The organism is Sphingosinicellaceae bacterium, assembly GCA_019285715.1.
In the GTDB taxonomy this organism is placed as follows: domain Bacteria; phylum Pseudomonadota; class Alphaproteobacteria; order Sphingomonadales; family Sphingomonadaceae; genus Glacieibacterium.
Map to the genome: position 1 here is coordinate 1,960,466 of CP079108.1, position 20,005 is coordinate 1,980,470.

Genomic DNA, 20,005 nt, shown 5'->3' on the forward strand with positions numbered 1-20,005 from the left:
GTAACACTATGTACGTATTTTTTACCAGCGTAACTAACTTAGGTTATATTGTGTTGGGTTAGCTGGGAGGCCGTCGTGCTCGTCTGCCGCTAGCTGAAATTGCGGTCTTGAACGCCATCGATTGGAACGGCTGTGCCGACATTTCGCGCCGGTCCGCGCGCCTGCAGTCAGCGCGATGCCGACGTGCTCATGCCCTTGAACCGGATGAAGCGAGCGTTCCACGCCACCGGCGCACAAGGCGACGGGTACTCGCCACCGCACCGCTTGTTCTCGCGAAGGCGAGTACCTGGCGGTCGAGCCAATTATAAACTCGCGCGAACACCATCCCGACCACAATCGCCAGAACCAGGGCGATCCGTGGCATCGGGCCGTGGAATAGGCGGATAACCAGTGATCGAACCTGGGTATGACTAAGATATAAGAACATCGACGAGGCAGCGATCTCGGATACGATGATTCCTATCAAAGAGGGAACAGTTATGGCGGGCCAAAAAAGCAGTATTGATGCACCGCCAAGTATATAGGCACTTGCCGATGTGAGACCGTGGTGTGCCACCACAGAAACGGTAACAATCGCTAACGCAACAACTCGACTTCTCAGATCACGGGCGCTGGCCATCAACATGCCGGCTCCAACCGTCCAGCAATACCAGATCGGTGTACGATGATAGATATAGGTCGTATCCCAGACCTGATTTACGACGCCGCTTACCGCCATCGCAACAGCGATGAAGGCGGTGCAAGTGACCATCGGCCTTTTGCGGAGCCAATCACGGACCGTTGGGATCGACAACAACGCAGCGATTATCAGGAGGAGCTGCATATATATTTCGGCAAAGTAGTAGAATGCCACTCGATACTTTGCCGGATCGAATAAGTTGGATATCAGCAGCAGCGGCTTTAACTCGAAAGTTCTCGCCCAAAGCTGCATAGCGACGATGACCAGTATCGTTGGAATGGCAACGCGCACGACGGTGCCGAAAATCGTGTAGACTTTTCCGGTTCGACTGATCTCTGGCCACTGAAAACGCATCACGCTGTAGCCACACAGCATGAAGAGAAAATACGCGGCGCCCCAATTACTACTGTAGATGAATGTATCGAAATGCAGGGCGACGATACAAATCATGAAAAAGGCGCGCGTCAACGTGGCCGATGGTAGCTGGCGCCAGATCCGTTTGTCGTTTGTAAGTGGCTTTCTCTCGAGTTGCGCGACAGTCAGCGACTCCCAGTCGTTAGGCAACGAACCAAAGCGACTCTCGAAGCCAAGAGAAAACTGAATGTAGCTGAGCGAGTCTCCACCCATGCTCTGGAAGCTATCCTGCTCACCGATGCTTCGTCCGGGAAAGGATTGTATGAAATAGGCTCGCACATCGTCGGTGCCAGAGCGGACTTCCTGGGCGGTAACGGGATCAACCGAAGGCACCGCTAAAGTCCGGATAAAATCTTCGGTCAGGAGGCGGCGCAAGGGCTTGCCGGTCGCGGTCCTCGGCATTGCCGGCATCACCATGACATGCAGCGCATTTCCGGCGTTGACGTTCAGCTCTGCCAGGGCCTCGACCGACACCGAGCGAAGCCGGTCGATCGCAACGTCGGGTGCCTCGGTGGCCACGAGAATACCCTCGCCGCGAAGTGCGTCCGGCACCTTGGCGACGACGACCGTAGCTCCGTGCCCGAGAAGCTTGCCAATCCGTGCCTCCAGCATATCCGGATTGATCTTGATGCCGCCGCTATTGATGAGATCGTCGGCCCTGCCATCATAATACAGATAGCCGTCCTTCATGTGCCCCAGATCGTTGGTCTCCAGCCAACCATCGGGATCGCAAAGGTCCACCAGCTCTTCGGTGCCCACGCGCCAGCGGGCGACATGCGGGCCACGAATTCGGATCCGTCCTTCCTGCGATATTCCCACCTCGGTCGCGCCGACCGCCGTACCGACAGAGTCCAACAGATTATCTGGAACCTCGGAGATCTTCAGGAAAGTACTGCGGGAAGCCTCCGTCAGGCCGTAGTGCTGAACAATCCGGGCGTTGGGGAAAAGCTCGCGTATCGCGCGCTTCTCGGCACCCGTCATGTACTGTGAACCAATTTCCAGCCAGCGTAGCTTATCGCCGTCGCGCTCCATGATTTCCGGCGTCTGCAGCAGGATACGCAGAAGGGTCGGTACCGCGGATAGAGCGTTGATCTCACCGGATTCGAGCATTCGAGAAAGCTCAAGAGGGTCGAAGCCGCGTGGCGGGAGATAGGATCGACCACCGGCCGCGCTGACCGCACGTATCCGACCGATACCGAAGCTGTAGGTCACGGGGACACCCACATACTCGCGTACGGCAGATGTCAGACCCATCTGGAGAATAATCCGCTCCGCAGCGTCCGCAAGATTCGAATAAGTCAGAACCACGCCTTTAGGCGTGCCCTCCGTGCCCGAGGTATAGGTGATCTGCGCCGGTCGATCATCGTAGATCAGCGGATGACTTTCGGTAAACCAGCCACCCCCCTCGTCAGGCACGATGCAGTCCGCGATGTCCACTCCCACCAGGCTATTGGCGAACAACGCGTCCGAAACCGTGACCAGCGGCTGGCGCGCTTCATTGAGCGCGAAAACATTCTCTAAATAGGACAACGAGTTCCGCATGATGAGCGCGGTGAGCGTCAGCTTCCGATGTCGCACACATATACCCTTGATCGTGTGCGCGCGTGCGCAGACGTGTCCTTGTGATTTAAATTATCAATTTTCCCAATGATACTGGTGGTTCGATCCACTAATTTATGCCCCCGGAAAATTGGCTCTCCTTGCAAGGGAATACCTCGTCCAGGCCGCCTGAGTTACCGGCGTCGGAAGCACGCTGGCACGCGGCGAACCTAGGGAACGGCAGGGCGCGTGCTCCGGGGTGGCGCGAACCGATGCTCGCCGGGTTCGAGGCCCCAGCTGGAAGGTTGCGCTTTCGACAACGGACTAAACTGATCGCTGGTATTGAGGGCAAGTTTGCGCCGCCGTATGCCGGAAAGGCGCTGCAGGGGATTTTGATGATGAGCTTGATGCGACCCGTGGCGGCGCTGTTGTTGGCCTTCGTGCCCGGCGTCCCCGTCCTTGGCGCGACCGTCGCGCTGGTCGGCGGCACCATCGTCGATATCGATACCGGGCGGCTGACCCCGGATGGCGTCGTCCTCATCACCGACCAGCGGATCTCGGCCGTCGGCACGCGCACCGGCGTCAAAATTCCCGTCGGTACGCAGGTCATCCCGATGGCGGGGAAATACCTGCTGCCCGGGCTGATGAACATGCACGTCCACCTCGGCCTGAAATTGCCCGGCGCGGCCGGCGCGGCGCTGGCGAACGAGAGTGATCCGGCCGAAACGCTGCGGATGGCATCGAACGCGCGCCTGTCGCTGCTGTCCGGCGTGACGACGCTGCGGCTCGTCGGCGAGGACCACGGCAACGACTTCGCCCTGAAATCCTCGATCGACAGCGGCGAGCTGATCGGCCCGCGCATCCAGACCGCGGGCGAGGTCATCATCCCGACCGGCGGCCATGGCTCGATGGAGGCCGACGGCCCCTACGGCTTTGCGCACGCCGTCCGCGAGGAGATCAAGAAGGGCGCCACCTGGATCAAGATCGCGATCTCGGGCGGCATCTCCGACACCTCGGGCAGCATCTCCGCTGCTGGGATGACCGACGACGAGATGCGCACGACGATCGAGGTTGCGCATCGCAACGGCATCAAGGTCACCGCCCACAACGGCTCGCCGGTCGCCGCCGAGCAGGCATTGCGCTTCGGCATCGACGGCTTCGAGCATGGCTATCACCTGTCCGAGGCGAACCTGAAGGCGATGAAGGCCAAGGGCGTCTGGCTCGTCCCGACCATCGTCGTCACCGAGAAGGGTGCGCTCGAGTTCTACCGCAAGATCGGATCGCCTGACTGGTATCTGGCGCGCGTCGCCAGCACCAACGTCGACCACTGGGCGATGCTCAAGAACGCCGTCCGCCTCAACGTCAACATCGCGCTCGGCACCGACCAGTTCCCGTTCGAGCCGAACAGCGGCACCACCGCCACCGTCCACGAGGCCGAACTTTACGTCGACGCCGGCATGACGCCGCTGCGTGCGCTGCAGTCGGCGACGACGGAATCGGCCCGGATGCTTGGCATGGAGGCCGATATCGGCCGCCTCGCGCCGGGCAAGTACGCCGACGTCGTCGCGGTCGACGCCGATCCGACCAAGGATATCAGGGCGCTGCGGACGATCTCCTTCGTCATGAAGGGCGGCATCGTCGTCCGCAACGACGCGCAGCCGCAGTTCGTCCGGGTCGACTGAGCATGGCAATCGCCGCGATTGACCGTCGTACGCTGCTGGCAAGTGCGGGGGCGACGGCGCTGATGGCGGCCGCTCCCGTCAAGGTGCCGGCTGCCGATGCAGCGCTGGCGCGGCTGCTACAGCGTCACGTCGACCTGTTCCTGCAGCGCTGCCCGGAGGAAGCGACCTCGAGCGGCTTCGACGATGCCGCCATGCGCCGCCGGCTGACCGACCGCTCGCTGGCCGCGATGGCGACCGACCGCGTCGCCATCAAGCAGGCCGTGGCCGAGCTGGGTGCCATCGACGCGCGCGGGCTGTCACCACGTTCGGCTGAAGACCTCGACGTGGCCAAGTTCGTCTATTCGACCTTCGCCGACCTGCTCGGGCGCTATGGCTACATCGACATCGACCTGCGGCCGAGCCCGTACGTCGTCAGCCAGATGAACGGGGCCTATTACTGGCTGCCGGACTTCCTCGGCCAGCGCCACCCGCTCGCCACGCCCGCCGACGCCGATGCGTACATGGCCCGCCTCGGTGGGCTCGCGGTCGCGCTCGACCAGGAGAGCGAGCGGATCGCTCATGACGCCGGCATCGGGGTCGTCCCGCCGGGCTTCGTCATCGACAAGACGATCGCGCAGATCACCGCGCTGCGGGATGGCAACCCCGCCGCCTCGGCGATCATCGAGCCAGCGGTAGCGCGCGGTGGCCCCGGATTTCCCGCGGCGCAGGCGGCGGCGCTGTTCCGCTCGGCGGTCGTGCCGGCGCTGACCCGCCAGATCGAGGCTCTGTCAAAACTCCGCGCGACGGCCGTCGATACCGCCGGTGTCTGGCGGCTGCCCGATGGCGATGCTTATTACGCCGCCTCGCTACGCGCCAACACGACGACCGGCATCGCGCCCGCCGAGATGCACCGCATCGGCCTCGAGCAGGCGGCGACGCTGACCGCCGAGCTCGACCGTGCCTTGCGCGCGCAAGGCTATACCAGCGGCTCGGTCGGCGAGCGGATCGGCGCGATGAACAAGGATCCGCGCTTCCTCAAGTCGCCCGACGATGCCGGCCGCAAAGCATTGATCGCTTATGTGCAGGACGTGCTTGCCGACGCCCGCGCCCGGCTGCCGAAGATGTTCAACGCCGTAGCCGTCGCGCCGCTGATCGTGCGGCGCATCCCGGTCGCGGTCGAGAACGGCTCGCCGGGGGCGTTCTACGATCCGGGTCCTCCGGGCCAGCCGGGCATCTTCTCCCTCAACCTGCGCTCGCCGACCGACCAGCCGACCTGGCGGCTGCCGACGCTGGCGCACCACGAAGGCATTCCCGGGCACCACTTCCAGGCGAGCGCGCTGGACTCGGCGGCGGCATTGTCGCCGTTCCGCAAGATCGTGCGCTTCTCGTCGTACACCGAGGGCTGGGCGCTCTACGCCGAGCAGCTGGCGGACGAGATGGGCTGCTACGAGGCCGATGCCGCGGGCCGGATCGGCTACCTTCAGTCGATGCTGTTCAGGGCAGGGCGGATCGTCGTCGACACCGGCATCCACCACCACCGCTGGACCCAGGCGCAGGCCGTGCAGTGGATGGTCGAGCACGTCGGCGAGCAGGCCATCCCCGCCGCCCGCGAGATCGTCCGCTACTGCGTCTATCCGGGGCAGGCGTGCAGCTTCAAGGTCGGGCAGACCCAGATCTTCGCGGCGCGAGAAGCGGCCCGGCGGGCACTCGGCCCACGCTTCGACGTTCGGGGCTTCCACGATGTCGTGCTGCTCGGCGGCCCGATGCCGATGCAGACGCTGGCGGCTGCGGTCGAGCGCTGGGCGAAGTCGCGGGGCTGAGCTTGCTGGAACGGCAAGGCTTAGCTTGCTGGAACGGCAAGGCTTAGCTTGCTGGAACGAATTCCGTCGTCACCGCGCCCCACCCCGTCATCCCCGCGCAGGCGGAGACCCATCACCACTGAATGTTGGGGTGATAGGTCTCCGCCTGCGCGGGGATGACGGGGTGGGAGCGAACCTCCCCCCCCGGTCGCTCAGCCCTAGTAGTGTACCGTCGCGCGGATGCCGAGGCGGCGGACAGACGGCTGGACATAGAGTCCGCCCGCGAAGGCCTTCTCGTAAGCATTGGTGAAGTACTTGTTCTTGAACAGGTTCTCGGCATAGGCTTGGACGTCGAACCGGTCCTTGGTGAAGCCGACGCGCAGGTTGGTCTGGTTGAAACCAGGCACCTTGTACGGCCAGATATTAAGCACCAGCCCGGTCTTGTCCGAATAGATCCCGCTCCGGTAGACCCACTCGGCCCGGACATAGGACTCGAAGCCGGCGACCGGCTCGAAGGTGTATTCGGTCGAGGCGTTGAGCGTCCACTTCGGCGAGTTCGGCATCTGGAAACCGCTCAGGTCGGTCAGGTTGCCGTTGATGAAGGCGTTGTCGTAGCTGCGGAACTTGGCGTTGAGGTAGCCCACGCCCGCCCCGAAGGTCAGGTGGTCGGTGGCCTTGGCCGTCGCATCGAGCTCGACGCCGTAGCTGCGCGCCGACGCGGCGTTCTCGATGCCGGTGAAGAAGCTGATCTCGTTGTCGATCACCCGCGACTGGGCGAACTCGGTCTGCAGGTTCTTCCAGTCCATGTAGAACGCGGCGACGTTTAGGATCAGGCGACGGTCGAAGGCCTGGGTCTTGAAGCCGATCTCGTAGTTGGTCAGCGTCTCCGGCTTGTAGGACGGGTCGGGAAGGTTGGGGTTGATCTGGACGCCGCCCGCCTTGAAGCCGCGCGAGATCGTCGCGTAGACGTTGGTCCGCTCCGCCAATTTGTAGGCGATGGTCGCCCGCGGCGAGAAGTTGCTGAACTTGGCGCTGTCATCGACGAAGTCGTTGACCGTACCACCCGATGTGTTGAACTGCGCGACGGTGACCTTCTCGTGGGTGTAGCGGCCGCCGAGCGTCAGCGACAGGCGGTCGGTCGCCTTCCACGTGCCTTCGCCGAAGACCGCATAGCTTTGCGACTTGCCCTTCGACGACGAGCTGGTGACCTCGAACCCGCTCGGCAGGCCGAACGGGTTGTCGCTGCCGGCGAACGTGTGCTGGTCGATGAAGCCGCGGTCGCGCGCCAGCAGGCCGCCGATTGTCCACGTGATCGGTGCATTGGCGTCGGCCGACTGCAGCCGCAGTTCCTGGCTGAGCGAGTTGCGGTCGACGGGCTTGGTCTCGTAGAAATAGTCCTTGCTCGACCCGTCGATGTCGCCGGTCAGGAACTGCTTCGACTTTATGTAGCCGGTGATGCTGGTCAGCGAGACGTTGTCGCCCTCGTACTTCACGCGCGCCGTGCCGTAGTAGAACTTGGTGCCGATGTTCTGCGGGCGGTTGAAGTTCACGCGGTTGGTGTTCTGGGGGAAGAAGCCGACGCCGTCGGGGTCGCCGACCGGGTTTGCGATGCCCGGGAAGATGACGCTCTGCGCGGTCAGGCCGACGACGCCGGTCGGCACGCCTTCGCGCATGCCGACATCCTCCTTGGTGTAGGTGCCGGTCAGGTCGACGGTCAGCCGCTCGGTCGGGGTGATGCGCAGGATCGCCTTGCCGTAGCGGTAGGTCGAATCGTTGCCACCACCGATCGGGTTGATGTTCTTGATGTTGCCGTCGCTGTGCGCGTAGCGGCCGACGACGCGCAGTGCGAGCTTGTCGTCGATCAGCGGCACGTTGAGGACGCCGTTGACGTCGATGGTGTTGAAGCTCGAATAGTTGATCGTCGCTTCGGCCTCGACGCGCTCGGTCGTTGGCTGCTTGGTGGTGATGTTGATCGCGCCGCCGACCGCGTTACGCCCGAAGTAGGTGCCCTGGGGGCCGCGCAGCACTTCGATGCGGTCGATGTCGACGATCTCGGGGTTCACAGTGCCGGTCGCGACGTTGAACTCGTCGATGTAGAATCCGAAGGTGCCGGCGCCCGGAATGGCATCGACGCTGAGCTGGTTGGTGACGCCGCGGATGCTGATTTCCTTGCGGTCGCGTGCGCCGGTCGAGATGAAGCTGACGTTCGGGGTCTTGGCGAAATACTCGCTGAGGCCCTGGATGTTCTGCTTGGCCAGCGCCTGCGCGTTGAACACCGTGATGCTGACCGGCACGTCGGTGACCGACTGCTCGCGACGCTGGGCGGTGACGACGATGTCGTCGGCGGCAGCAGTCTGCACCGGCGGCGTGGCGTCCGTGCTCTGCGCGAGGGCGGGGAGGGCCGCGGCGAGCGCAACGATGGAGAGGCCCGCGCGAAAGGCGGGTCGGAAATCGGTCATCTAGTTTACCCCGTTAACGTCTTGAAAGTGCAGCTACTTGGTGCCGGGCGGCCGTGGCTTGGCCGGCTCGGCGCTGACGAAGTTGATCAGGGAGATCTTGCCCCCGCGAATGTCGGCGTAACCCATCACCAGGTCACGGGCGTCTTTCCCGTCCGCCCGCGAGGTCACGACGTGATAGGTGAAGATGCGCTTATGATCGGCCGACCAGAACTTCTCGATGAACGGCAGTTCTATGGCGACCGCTTCCGTGCGCTTCTGGATCTGCTGGAAATGATCGGCGAGATCCTGGCTGCCGACAGCACTGTCGCGACCATTGATCCGCATCACCGCGTCGGGCGTGAAGTGAAGCTCGAAACTTTCCTTGGTGAAGCCGTTCTTCTGTTTGTAGGCGGCGTTCCACCACACGAACATCGCGGTCAGCGGGTCTTCGGCGGCAACGGTGGCATGATGCGGCACCGTCTTCGCCGAAACGGGCACGACAGACGCACTCAGGCCAAGCAACAACGCTGCCGTAATACTAATTCTCATCTGTGCTTCCCCTCAACGTCGACGCCCTGTGCCCGCCGTTATCCATGTTCGACCGGACGATGACGGCGGGATGTCCCAAACATCCCTGACGGCTGAATTTATTTCAGCTCAGGGATACAGCTTATGGTGATCCGTTAAAAAAGCATTCGCAAACGTATCGAGACTTTGTTGTCCGTAGCGCAACTGACTGACGGAGTGGCCGTCACGACAGGCTTGCCGCGTATCGCGAACTTCATTGCCGCGAGTGCACATCGGACGCCCGATCGGTGGTACCGGAGCAGATCCTCCACGGTGCGACCCCGATTGCAGTCGATCCGGCAGCGGCTCGGTTGCTCGCAAGCCGGTTGTCACAGGGCTCGTTTCTTCCCACCATCCCGTCGTCAGTTGCGGGGACCATGATGAAAAGCGAACACGGGCTATCGCGGCGCGCCGCCATCGGGGTGGCCGGTTCGGCGGCGCTCGTCGCCAGCGCGACATGGGCGAAGCCGGTGGCGGACGACGCCTCGCAGCGCCTGCGGGCCCTGCTTGAGGCGAGCGCCAGCGCCGACGCCGCGCTCGATCCGACCGGCGAGGCCAGCGCCGCGGTCCCGCCCGGCACGCCGCCCTTCGTCGACCCGCTTTCGGATGCCTATGCAACGACGCTGGCGGCGAACAAGCGCCGTGACCTCGCGGCGCTGAAGGCCATCGACACCAAGCAGCTCGGCACGGTCGACAAGATCGCCTGGGATGTCCTCTACTACCGCACCCGTCAGACGCTGGACCTGATCGACTCCGGCCTGTTCAAGGTCGGCCAGCTGGCACCGCTCAACCCGTCGTTCGGGCCGCAGGTCGAGCTGCCCGACTTCGTCGCCGGTGCCGGCGCGCGGTTCGCATCGGCCGAGGACTACGAGACCGGGCTGGTCCGCCTGACCGCGTTCGCGGGCTACCTGCGTTCGGCGGTCTCGCGCCTCAAGGAGGGGCTGGCCGCGGGCTACGTCCAGCCGAAGATCATCGTGACCAACATCATCAAGCAGCTCGACGCCGTGCTCGCCCAGCCCGTCGAGGACAGTCCGTTTTATGCCGCCATCCGTCACCTGCCTGCCGGGCTCAGTGCCCAACGCGAGGACTACGCCAAGCGCTACCGGGCGGTGATCGAGCAGCAGGTCTATCCCGGCTACCGGGCGTGGGTCACGTACCTGCGCGACGTCTACCTGCCGGTCGCGCCCGAGGCGCCGGGACGCGGCGCGATGAAGCGTGGCGGCGAACTTTACGCGGCCGAGCTCGCCTTCCACACCACGACGACGCTGACGCCCGACGCAATCCATACGCTCGGGCTGTCCGAGGTCGAGCGCATCACCGGCGCGATGGAGGCCGTGCGGCCGCAGCTCGGAGCCTATGGCGACCTGCCGGCGCTGTTCACCGACGTCCGGACGAACCCGCGCTTCTACTGCAAGACCCCAGACGAGTTGCTCGGCCGGTTCCGCGACATCGAGGCGCGGATCTGGCTCGGCATGCCCAAGCTGTTCGCCAATCGGCCGCGCTCGCAATTCGTGGTCGCGGCGCTGCCGGCGCTCGGCGAGCAGCGCGGCACCGGCTATTACCGCCCCAGCGCCTCGGGGACGGGGCCGGGTACCCTGTTCTTCAACATGGCGATGCTGAACACCCGGCCGATCCCGACGCTCGAGACGCTGACCCTGCACGAAGGCATTCCGGGCCACCATTTCCAGATCAACCTGGCGCGCGAGAACACGAGCCTGCCGCCGCTGCTGCGTACGGGCTCGAGCACCGCCTACACCGAGGGCTGGGGGCTGTATGCGGAGTCGCTGGGGCGTGAGCTCGGCATGTTCACCGATCCTTGGCAGTGGTTCGGGCACCTCGACATGGAGATGCTGCGGGCCGTGCGGCTGGTGGTCGATACCGGCATTCACGCCCGCGGCTGGTCGCGCGACAAGGCGGTGCAGTACATGCTCGGCCACACCTCGATGGCACCGCGCGACGTCGAGGTCGAGATCGACCGCTACATCGCCTACCCGGCACAGGCCTGCGCCTACAAGGTCGGCGAACTCACGATTTCGCGCCTGCGCCGCCAGGCCAGCGCGCAACTCGGTTCGGGTTTCGACCTGAGGTTGTTCCACGACCAGGTCTTGTCGACCGGTGCACTGCCGCTGGCCGTGCTCGAAGCAAAAATTGTCGCCTGGCTGCGCTCGACTGCAGGGGCCGCACCGACGCGCGCGCATCCGTCCTGAACGGCGGCGCGGTCGCTTACAGCACCTCGAACAGGCTGTAGACCGGGCCGGCCGCGGTGCGATGTCCGATGCCGACCGTGACGATGCGGTTGAGCCACGCGAGTTCCGGGGCGGCGGTCTCGAACATCGGGCTGATGCGGAAGTAATAGTCCGCCGGGTCGACGGTTTCGCCGCCCTCCAGCCGGGCGATGATGTCGGCGGGGCCATGGCGGACACCACGGTAGGTCATCGCGATCAGGGCGCCGTCGGTGGCATGCAGGACGAGCCTGACGTCGAGCACGGTGCTGCCGTCGCCCCGCACCGTTTGCCAGTCGCTGCCGCCGTCGAGCACGACGCCGGACAGCCGCTCGCCCTCGAAGACGCCGCCGGGCACGACGCCGACCCGCCGATACGCCGCCGGCGGGCCGCCGAGCAGCTGCAGCTTGCGGACGTCGAGGCGGATGACGAACAGCGGCCGGGTCCGCACGGTGCGGAGCACCTCGGGCAGGGTCTCGTTCAGGTGCTCGGTCATGCGGTCCTCCCGGTATCGCGGGTGTCGGCAGCGTTCTGGCCGGCCGGCGTGCTGGCCGACAGGCCTGTTCTCAGGCGCTGCAGGTCATGCCACCGGCTTCACGAGTCCCCGATACAGCCCGGTGGCCGCCTCGCCCAGCGCGGACCAGCTTAGCGACGACAGGTCCGGTGCGCCGTGCGGCGGGTCGAACACCAGGTCGGCAGGGGTCAGCGCGCCGGAATAGGTGCGCACCCAGGCCCGACCGACGACGTTGGCGAGGCCCTCGGCGAATGGTGTCGACGGCGTGATCACCGGCCGGCCGCAGCTCAGCGCATAGACCATCGACCCGGAGTGCAGATAATCTCGGAACGGCAGCACGATCACGTCCGCGGCGGCGACGAGCTCGAGCAGGCCGGCATCGGACAAGCGGCCGAGGCGGAGCTCGATCCGGCGGTCCGAAGCCGCCAGCCGCTCGATCTGTTCACCGAATTCCGGGGAGTCGGCGTGGCCGGCAATCAACAAGCGCTGGTCGCTGCCGGGGCTGGCCGCGAAGACCCGGATCAGGTCCGCCACGCCCTTGTACCGCTTGAGCTGGCCGAAGAAGGCATAGGCGTTCACACTCGGCGCCACCGGATGCGTATTCCGGCACGCGGCGCGATGCGGTGCATGAAGCGCCGCTTCGTAAAGCGGATGCCAGACCGCGGCCAGGGGCTTGCCGACCAGTTCGGGGAAGGCCGCCTGGACCGTCGGGACCGTCGCCGGGCTGAGGGTCATATAGCCGTCGACGAGGCGGGCGAGCCGGCTCGACAGCAGCGACCACAAGCGTTGGCGTACTCCGGCCACATCGTGGGGCCGCAGATTATGGACCATCCACACCAGGCGCACGCCGGATCGCCGCAACCGTGTCAGCGCGCGGATCGTCGCGAAGGTCCGGACGAGGGTCCGCGCCGCGCCGCCGCCGGCCCAGAACACCTTCTCGGGCCAATGGATATGCAGCACGTCGATCGGCACCCCGATCGTGCGCGGATCGTCGACATCGACGACGTCGCAGCCTGCCGCCTCGAGGCTGTCGCAGAATCCGGCAACGAAGCTGTTCCAGTGGAACGAGCGACCGGGCCACGAGCCGACAACCAGTCGGCGCGGCATCGGGTCAGGCACCACTGGACGTCGCGACCTGCCGTTGCGCCGAGGGTGCGATCCTGCCGGTCAACCGACGCAGGTGATCCGGCAGCGCGCGGCTCGCCCCGACCTCGCGGTAGAGCCGGGCATAGCCCAGCGCTTCCGCCGGCTTGCCGCGGCGGACAGCGAGCAGCGTGTACCGAAAGATTGGCCAGCTCAGCGCCGCGATCAGCGCCGACCGGAAGCGGCTGGCGGGCAGGGCGCGGACCTCGCGCAGGAACGGGTTGTCCGGGTTGAGGTCGTCGCGACCATATCCGTGTTCATCGAAGACTCGTCCGAGCATAGCGGCTTCCGCCGGCTCGATGCCGGTAGTGCCAAGACGTTTTGCGATGGTCGTTGCCGCAGCGATATCATCGCCGGCGAGCCGCCACAGTTTCTTGCGGGCCATCGCCGCAGCGCGCCTCAGCAGCGCCCGCAGCGTCTCGCCCGCGGTCAGCTCGCCGGCCGGCAGCGGGCGCGGCAGGTAGCCGTGGAGCGGAAACGTCCGGTAAACCTTCTCCAGCACCCGCGCGTCGAACGTCTTCTGCCGCTCCCAGACTTCGCGGCCGTCGATGCCGAACGCGGCCGAACCCCGGCGCTCGAAGTGCTGGCGCTGATGGAAGACCACGCTTGGCACCTCGATGCCGGCTGCGTTCAGCGCCAGCCTGGTGAGCATTTCATAGTCCTGGGCGCGGACGAAGCCGGTGTCGAAACCGCCGACCGCATCGTAGCAGCGACGGCGAACCAGCAGCGCGGGCTGGAACACGAAGCAGCGCTCGAGCAGGGCGCAGAACAGGTCGGGGGCCTCGAAGTGGGCCGGCTCGACCGGCATGAAGCGCCGCGGCTGGCCGGGCTCGTCGCTGAAGTTGTCGTAGCGACCGAAGGCGTAACCGGCGTCGGGATCGGAATGCAGAGCCTCGTGAAGCAGGCGCAGCGCGTCTGGGTCGGCATAATCGTCGTCGTCGAAGATCCAGATGTCCGCTCCGACGGCATGCTCGAGGCCGAGATTGAGCGCGGTCGCCTTGCCGCCGTTAGGCTGCTTCAGATATTCGACACGACCGGCATAGGCTTCGGCGACCGCGGCGGTGTCGTCGGTGGAGCCATCGTCGACGATGATGATCTGGCGCGGCGGCGTGGTCTGGCCGAGCAGCGCATCGAGGCACTCGCCCAGGTAATGCGCGCGGTTGAAGGTCGGGACGATCACTGTCACGTCGAGGGGCGGGCGCGTGCTCATCGCGGCGCGCCCGAAAGCTCGGACTTCGCGGCGCGGGCGGCGCTGCTGGCGGCCGACTGCCACGACCGCACGATGTCGGGGCAGTCGCCGAACCGCCGCAGGACATAGTCGGTGACACCGGCGCGGAACGCCGCGCGCACCCCGTCGCGTGCGCCGACGAGGCTGCCCAGCCAGCCGAATACGCCGTCCTTGCCGGTCAGCTCGCGTGCCTGCCAGACATAGCGCCGGGCCAGTCGCAGCCGCTCGGCCAGCGTGCAGTGCTTCTCCGCGAACAGCAGCCGGTTGCGCGCCATGAAATAGGTCTGCAGCGGCGACTGCCGCCCGCCGATCGACGCGGATCCGACATGGCGGATGACCGCGTCCGACAGCATCAGCAGGGGGAAGCCCAGCTCGGCGGCGCGGCGGCACCAGTCGGTGTCGTCGAAATTCAGGTAGAAGCGGTCGTCCAGCAGCCCGACGGCCTCGAAGTGGCGACGGTTCGCGAACAGCCCGGCACCGCTGATATAGCTCGTCGCGTTCAGGCGGCCGGTCGGGGCATGGGCGGCCTCGGTCCATGCCGGGATGCCGGTCCTGGGGTCGGTGCCGGAGCCGATGAAGTCGTAGTCGCTGGCGTGCTCGCCGCGATGGACCGGGCCGATGACCGGCCAGGTGCCGCGCGCCGCCTGCGCCTTGGCCTCGTCGAGCAGCAACCCGAGCGTGTCCGGCTCGACGAAGGCGTCGTTGTTGAGGATGAACAGCCAGTCGTAACCCGCCGCCAGCGCGCCCTCGATCCCGAGGTTGTTGCCGCCCGTCCAGCCGCCGTTGATCGGCGAGCGGATCAGCGTGACGTCGTCGCCGAGGTTTGCGAGGCGCTCGACGGAGTCGTCGGTGGAGGCGTTGTCGACGATGTACAGGTGCCAGTCCGGCTGACGGCTGGAGCGCAGCGCGGCCAGGCACTCAAGCGTGTTCGCCCAACCGTTCCAGTTGATCGTGATCACTGCGATCCGGTCGTCTTCAGTCACCGTGCGGAGTTCCTCGTGAGCGGTTCGGGTACGAAACGTACCGCGCTGGGTTGCGGCACCATCGCGACGACATTTGCGCTGCGTTACTTGGTCGGGGCACCCGCGGTCGAGCCGCGCCGGAGCCGCCGCTTGAGCCCCGCCAGCGCCGGTGCGCGCAGCACATAGCGCGCCGCGAAGCTGGGTAACAGGCTGGCGGGCAGGAGCTGGAGCGCATCGGCCAGGCGCCCGGCCGCCGCCAGTCGCGCCGCGGTACCGCTCAATCGCCGCGCGTACAGCGAGCGGTTCGCCGGCGACAAATGCGCCATGCCGCGGCGCGCGATGCGGCCGATCAGCCGGCAGTCGCTCGCTTCGATCTCGAACGGCCGGTAGCTCGCGAGTTCGAGCAGCTTCGCACCGCTCGCCTCCGCCAGATAGGCCATCTCGTCCGCATCGAGACCGGCGCCCGCCAGCTCGATCAGCTCGGCAAGGTCGTGCGTGCCGCGCAGGTCGCCGAGGCTGTCCTTGGCGAACACGAGGTCGCCCGCCGCCCGGTGCCGCCGTCGGAACGACAGCGCCGCCAGCTGCGAGTTCACCGCCGCGATGCGCCCGTTGGTGACGCTGGCGCTCGACACGCTCTCGGCGTGGAGCCGGTATTCGCCGAGCACGTCGGGCAGGTTGCACAGCCGCCCGCGCTCCGACAGCCGCCAGTAGAGGTCGGTGTCCTCGGAATGATGCACGTGCCGGTAGCCGCCGACGGCCATGATCGTTTCGCGCCGGACCATCAGGAACGGGTGGATGATATAGGGCTCCTGCGACGGGACCTGGAACGCGTCCGCGAGGTCGGGCGAGATCAGGTCGACGACACTGCCGGTCGGTCGGCCATCGGCGTCGATGTGGCGGACCGCGGCCCCGACCGCGACCACGTCCGCATGCCGCTCCAGCCAGTCGAGCTGCACCGCGAACCGGTTCGGGTAGGCGAGGTCGTCGGCATCGTGGCGCGCGATATAGTCCGCCGTACAGAAGCCCAGGCCATAGTTGAGGGCATCGACGATGCCGCCGTTTGGCTTGCGGTGCACGCGGATCCGGTCGTCGGTCGCGGCGAGCGCGGCCAGGATGTCGGGGCTCGCGTCGGTCGAGCCGTCGTCGACGACGTGGATGACGATGTCGGTCACCGTCTGCGCGCAGATGCTCTCGACCGCGGAGCGCACGGTCCGGGCGGCGTTGTAGACCGGGATGAGCACGTCGACGCGGTGGGGGACCGCATCCCGGGGAATCGTCGTGGCGGGGGCTTTGGCTAGCATCTCGACGGGGCCAGTACGGGAACGGCGGCCAACCGGCAAAACATTCTCGGACGCCGCGTCGCTCAGCGCGGCGCACCCAGCAGCTTGGTATTCAGGTAGATGAGGTTCTCGCCGCTGATCAGGATCTCGAAGCGGCGGTCCGACATCGCGCGCTGGAGCGTGAAGCTGGTTTCGGCGCCCGGGCGCATCCAGTCGTGGATCTCGATGATCAGCACCGTGGTGTCGTCGATCCACTCGGTGCCGGACGCGAACACGTCGGACTCGAAGCCCTCGATGTCCATTTTCACGATGAACAGCTGGCCGTTCGGGACCTCGTCGACCGCGTCCTGGATGGTCACGACCTCGATATTGCCGTCGTCGCTGCGCACGCTGCGTGGTGACCAGGCCATGCCGGCGGGGTTGTTCAGGGAGACGCGGCCCGACGACGATCCGACGGCTGCTTCCAGCAGGCTGATCGAGGGCCGATTCGCGATGTTCCGGCGGCACATCGCGACGTTCGCCGGCTCGGGCTCGATGGCAACGACGTGGGCGCGCGGGAAAATGTTGGCAAACCACAGCGAGGCCGCACCGATATTCGCACCGGCGTCGACGACCACCGGCAGTCGCCCGGCGTCCAGCAATGCCTCGTAGCGCGCCTGGATGTCGGCAAATCGCCGGAGCGAACGGAGCTCGTATTCACGGTTCTGGAAGACCTGCCGGAAGACTTCGCCGTCGGTGCTGTTCTTGCGCAGCCAGATCGGACCGATCCCGCTCAGTGCCGCCGGCAATACTGGTTGACCAGCCGATCCGGACATCCAGCGCATGACGTAGCCGGGTCCAAATAATCCGGCCAAGGCGACGGCGCGGTTCAGGGCCTTCATGGCTTGTTTCATGGCAATCGACTTCTCGGCTGCTGAATGATTTACGGAACGTCAGGATTTAAGTTGAGAGGGTCAAGCTCTTTCGCGCGAACGTTCCGGAATTCCGACTACAATTCCGCGAATTTAACATCACTCGAGCCCTGTCCACGGAACCACATCGGGCGTCGCCTGTTCAGAATCCCTATGCGCGTGACCGCCGCCGTCGGTGCATCACAAGCGAATGGATTTTGTTTAGTGATGATTATCAGGTCGTTACGCGCGACCGCGAAGCGTCGCGCGGGTCTCGAAGACGCGTCCGCCCTGTCGGCGTGCGGCTAGCTCGCCGTGGCCCCGGCCCTGCCACGAACCACGATCCTCGTCGTCGAGGATGAGGTGCTGATCCGCTTCGAACTGATCGACATGCTCGAGGAAGCGGGCTTCGCAGTGCTGGATGCCGGGGACGCCGACGAGGCGATTGCCTTGCTCGAGTCCCGCTCCGAAATCAGGATCGTGATCACCGACATCCAGATGCCGGGAAGCCTCGACGGATTGCGGTTGGCGCACCTGATTCGGAACCGCTGGCCGCCGACGCACCTGCTGGTCATGTCGGGTAACCTGTCACCGGGCGTAAGCGATCTGCCCGAGCGCACGAGTTTCATCGCCAAGCCTTTCCACGGCCCCACGCTGTTGCGAGTGATCGCCGGCCTCGCCGTCTGACCGCTGCGAAAATCGTCGCAAAAGATCGGGCGTCGCAGATGGCCGGGCGCCATTCGTTGCCACGACGACGGTGAATGCGCGGTGGCACGCCCGATAATATTGGACCATATACGCGCGGTGCGACTGTATCTGCCTGTGTTCCGGACCGGGACGTTCGCCCACGATCGGCAGGACCCGGACATGGATAGGCTGAGAATTGGCTGCAGTGCGCCAGGCCGTAGAACCAGTTGATGCCCGGGCGAGCCCTTCCCGTGCAACCCACGCTGCAATGAGCGATCTCGACCGGGCACGCGCGGCCTTGGCGCGCGGCGATCTCATCGCGACCTACGATTATGCGCGGGGCGCGCTCGCCGACGGCGCAGCGGAGGCACCCTATCTCATCGTCCTCAGCCTCGCGAGGATGGGCGACATCCGGTCGGCGATGGAGCGCTATGCCGAATACGGCCTCGACCGCGCGACCGACGAAGACACAAGGGCACTCGGCGCCCGTCTCGCCAAGAACGTCGCGGAGGCCCTGGCCGGCGACGCCCGGCTCGCGGCATTCGCGTCCGCCAGCGCCGCCTATGCCAGGATCCACGACGAGAACGGCGGCGTCTTTCCGGCCATCAACGCCGCCAGCCTGGCTTTGCTTGCGGGCGATGTCCTCGGCGCGCGCCGCCGTGCCGAGGCGCTGCTTGCCGACGACAGTGCCGTCGGCGACTTCTGGAGCGGCGCGAGCCGGGCGGAGGCACTGCTGCTGCTGCGCCGTGATGCCGACGCCGAGCGCGAAATGGCGCGCGCGCTGGTCCTGCCGGGGGCCAACCTCGGTGCCCGCGCGACGACATTGCGCCAGTTCGAACTGCTGGCGCGCGATGCCGGGCTCGATGCCAGTCGCGCGGTTCGCGACCTGCTGTGTCCGCCGGTCACCGTATTCTATTGCGGCCACATGTTCGTCGCCGGCACCGAGGCCGAAGACATACTGGCGGCGAGGATCGACGCGGCGCTGGAGGAACACGACATCGGCATCGGCTTCGGCGCACTCGCCTGCGGCACCGACATCCTGTTCGCCGAGCGCCTGCTGCTCCGCGGCGGCGAACTCAATGTCGTGCTGCCCTTCGCGGATGCCGACTTCATCGCGCTGTCGGTCGACCCCGGCGGCCCGACGTGGCGCGCCCGCTTCGATGCCTGCATGGCGGCGGCGGCCTCGGTCCACATCGTCTCGGAGGTCGGCGACATCGGCGACCCGCGTGCCCTCAACCACGGCAGCAAGATCTCGATGGGACTGGCGCGGCTGCGGGCCGATCACCTGCGCGGAAAATCGGCGCTGCTCGCGGTCTGGGACGGCGCGCCTGCGCGCTGGGTCGCGGGTACCGCGGTCGACATCGAATGCTGGCGGAAATCGGAGGGCCGGACGATCGTGCTGACCCCCGAGGGTCTCGACCGCAAGCTTGCGACGCCGCTTGCCCCAAGCGAATACGAGGGCCCGATCCGCGCCGTGATGGCGCTGATCTTCGCCGACGCACCGGGCTTCTCGAAGCTGCACGAAACCGAGATTCCTGAGTTCTGGCGCGATGTCATGGGCACCGCGTCGCGCGTCCTCGACCACCACGGCGAGTGCGTCCGCTCGCGCAACAGCTGGGGCGACGCGATCTTCGCGGTGATCGACGGCAGCGCGGTCGCCGCCGAGATCGTGCTGTCGCTGCAGGAGGCGCTGGCCCGGATCGGCGAGCGCTTCACGCTGCGCATCGGTGCCCATTACGGCGCGGTGTTCGAGACCGATGACCCGGTCACCGGCAACCCGACCTATTACGGCGTCGAGGTGTCGCGCACCGCCCGCATCGAGCCGGTGACGCCGCCGGGGCAGGTTTATGTCACCGAAAGCTTCGCCGCCGCGCTGGCGATGGACGCGCCCGGCCGCTTCCCGTGCCACTATGTCGGGAAGGTGCCGCTGGCCAAGGCCTACGGCACCTTCCCGATGTACCGGCTGTCGCGCGCCTGAGGCC

Annotated in this window: 14 protein-coding genes; 5 read left to right on the forward strand and 9 right to left on the reverse strand. The window is 66.0% G+C overall.

Translation table 11 applies throughout. The features are described from left to right. Positions 1 to 187 precede the first annotated feature (187 nt). The gene (locus KX816_09125) at positions 188 to 2,671 is read right to left on the reverse strand and encodes an acyl--CoA ligase (protein QXQ08112.1); all 2,484 of its coding nucleotides are present in this window, start codon (positions 2,669 to 2,671) and stop codon (positions 188 to 190) included. Positions 2,672 to 3,027: 356 nt separating this feature from the next. Here KX816_09125 and KX816_09130 point away from each other — a divergent pair, with 356 nt between their 5' ends. Together KX816_09130 and KX816_09135 are read left to right on the forward strand one after the other, a co-directional pair. Then, positions 3,028 to 4,314 carry an amidohydrolase family protein gene (locus KX816_09130; GenBank protein ID QXQ08113.1) on the forward strand — a complete coding sequence of 429 codons (1,287 nt, stop codon included), beginning with the start codon at positions 3,028 to 3,030 and terminating at the stop codon, positions 4,312 to 4,314. 2 nt (positions 4,315 to 4,316) lie between these two features. After that, a complete protein-coding gene (locus KX816_09135) occupies positions 4,317 to 6,113 on the forward strand; it encodes a DUF885 family protein (GenBank protein ID QXQ08114.1) in 1,797 nt (598 codons plus the stop codon). A 197-nt stretch (positions 6,114 to 6,310) separates the two neighbouring features. On the opposite strand, the gene KX816_09140 is transcribed toward KX816_09135, so the two are convergent. Both KX816_09140 and KX816_09145 read right to left on the reverse strand, forming a co-directional pair. Further along, positions 6,311 to 8,551 (reverse strand): TonB-dependent receptor, encoded by a 2,241-nt coding sequence (locus KX816_09140; GenBank protein QXQ08115.1) that lies wholly within the window; start codon positions 8,549 to 8,551, stop codon positions 6,311 to 6,313. 33 nt (positions 8,552 to 8,584) lie between these two features. After that, complete coding sequence (locus KX816_09145; GenBank protein ID QXQ08116.1) at positions 8,585 to 9,079, reverse strand: hypothetical protein; 495 nt, start codon at positions 9,077 to 9,079, stop codon at positions 8,585 to 8,587. A gap of 395 nt (positions 9,080 to 9,474) precedes the next feature. Here KX816_09145 and KX816_09150 point away from each other — a divergent pair, with 395 nt between their 5' ends. Then, positions 9,475 to 11,304, forward strand: coding sequence for a DUF885 domain-containing protein (locus tag KX816_09150; protein QXQ08117.1), 1,830 nt, complete (start codon positions 9,475 to 9,477; stop codon positions 11,302 to 11,304). A gap of 16 nt (positions 11,305 to 11,320) precedes the next feature. Here KX816_09150 and KX816_09155 read toward each other — a convergent pair whose 3' ends face one another. The 6 genes from KX816_09155 to KX816_09180 form a co-directional block, all read right to left on the reverse strand. Beyond that, complete coding sequence (locus KX816_09155) at positions 11,321 to 11,815, reverse strand: DUF3237 domain-containing protein (GenBank protein ID QXQ08118.1); 495 nt, start codon at positions 11,813 to 11,815, stop codon at positions 11,321 to 11,323. Positions 11,816 to 11,899: 84 nt separating this feature from the next. Beyond that, the gene (locus KX816_09160) at positions 11,900 to 12,940 is read right to left on the reverse strand and encodes a glycosyltransferase (GenBank protein QXQ08119.1); all 1,041 of its coding nucleotides are present in this window, start codon (positions 12,938 to 12,940) and stop codon (positions 11,900 to 11,902) included. A 4-nt stretch (positions 12,941 to 12,944) separates the two neighbouring features. Next, the gene (locus tag KX816_09165; GenBank protein QXQ08120.1) at positions 12,945 to 14,186 is read right to left on the reverse strand and encodes a glycosyltransferase; all 1,242 of its coding nucleotides are present in this window, start codon (positions 14,184 to 14,186) and stop codon (positions 12,945 to 12,947) included. Continuing rightward, positions 14,183 to 15,187 (reverse strand): glycosyltransferase family 2 protein, encoded by a 1,005-nt coding sequence (locus KX816_09170; GenBank protein QXQ08121.1) that lies wholly within the window; start codon positions 15,185 to 15,187, stop codon positions 14,183 to 14,185. Before KX816_09170 ends, KX816_09165 begins: the two co-directional genes overlap by 4 nt. Positions 15,188 to 15,270: 83 nt before the next feature. Continuing rightward, positions 15,271 to 16,467, reverse strand: a complete 1,197-nt coding sequence (locus tag KX816_09175; GenBank protein QXQ08122.1) for a glycosyltransferase family 2 protein — start codon at positions 16,465 to 16,467, stop codon at positions 15,271 to 15,273. Between the two features lie 62 nt (positions 16,468 to 16,529). Beyond that, positions 16,530 to 17,339 carry an FkbM family methyltransferase gene (locus KX816_09180; protein QXQ08123.1) on the reverse strand — a complete coding sequence of 270 codons (810 nt, stop codon included), beginning with the start codon at positions 17,337 to 17,339 and terminating at the stop codon, positions 16,530 to 16,532. A gap of 312 nt (positions 17,340 to 17,651) precedes the next feature. On the opposite strand from KX816_09180, the gene KX816_09185 reads away from it, so the two are divergent. Next, positions 17,652 to 18,023 carry a response regulator gene (locus tag KX816_09185; GenBank protein QXQ08124.1) on the forward strand — a complete coding sequence of 124 codons (372 nt, stop codon included), beginning with the start codon at positions 17,652 to 17,654 and terminating at the stop codon, positions 18,021 to 18,023. Between the two features lie 268 nt (positions 18,024 to 18,291). After that, positions 18,292 to 20,001, forward strand: a complete 1,710-nt coding sequence (locus KX816_09190) for an adenylate/guanylate cyclase domain-containing protein (protein ID QXQ08125.1) — start codon at positions 18,292 to 18,294, stop codon at positions 19,999 to 20,001. Positions 20,002 to 20,005 lie beyond the last annotated feature (4 nt).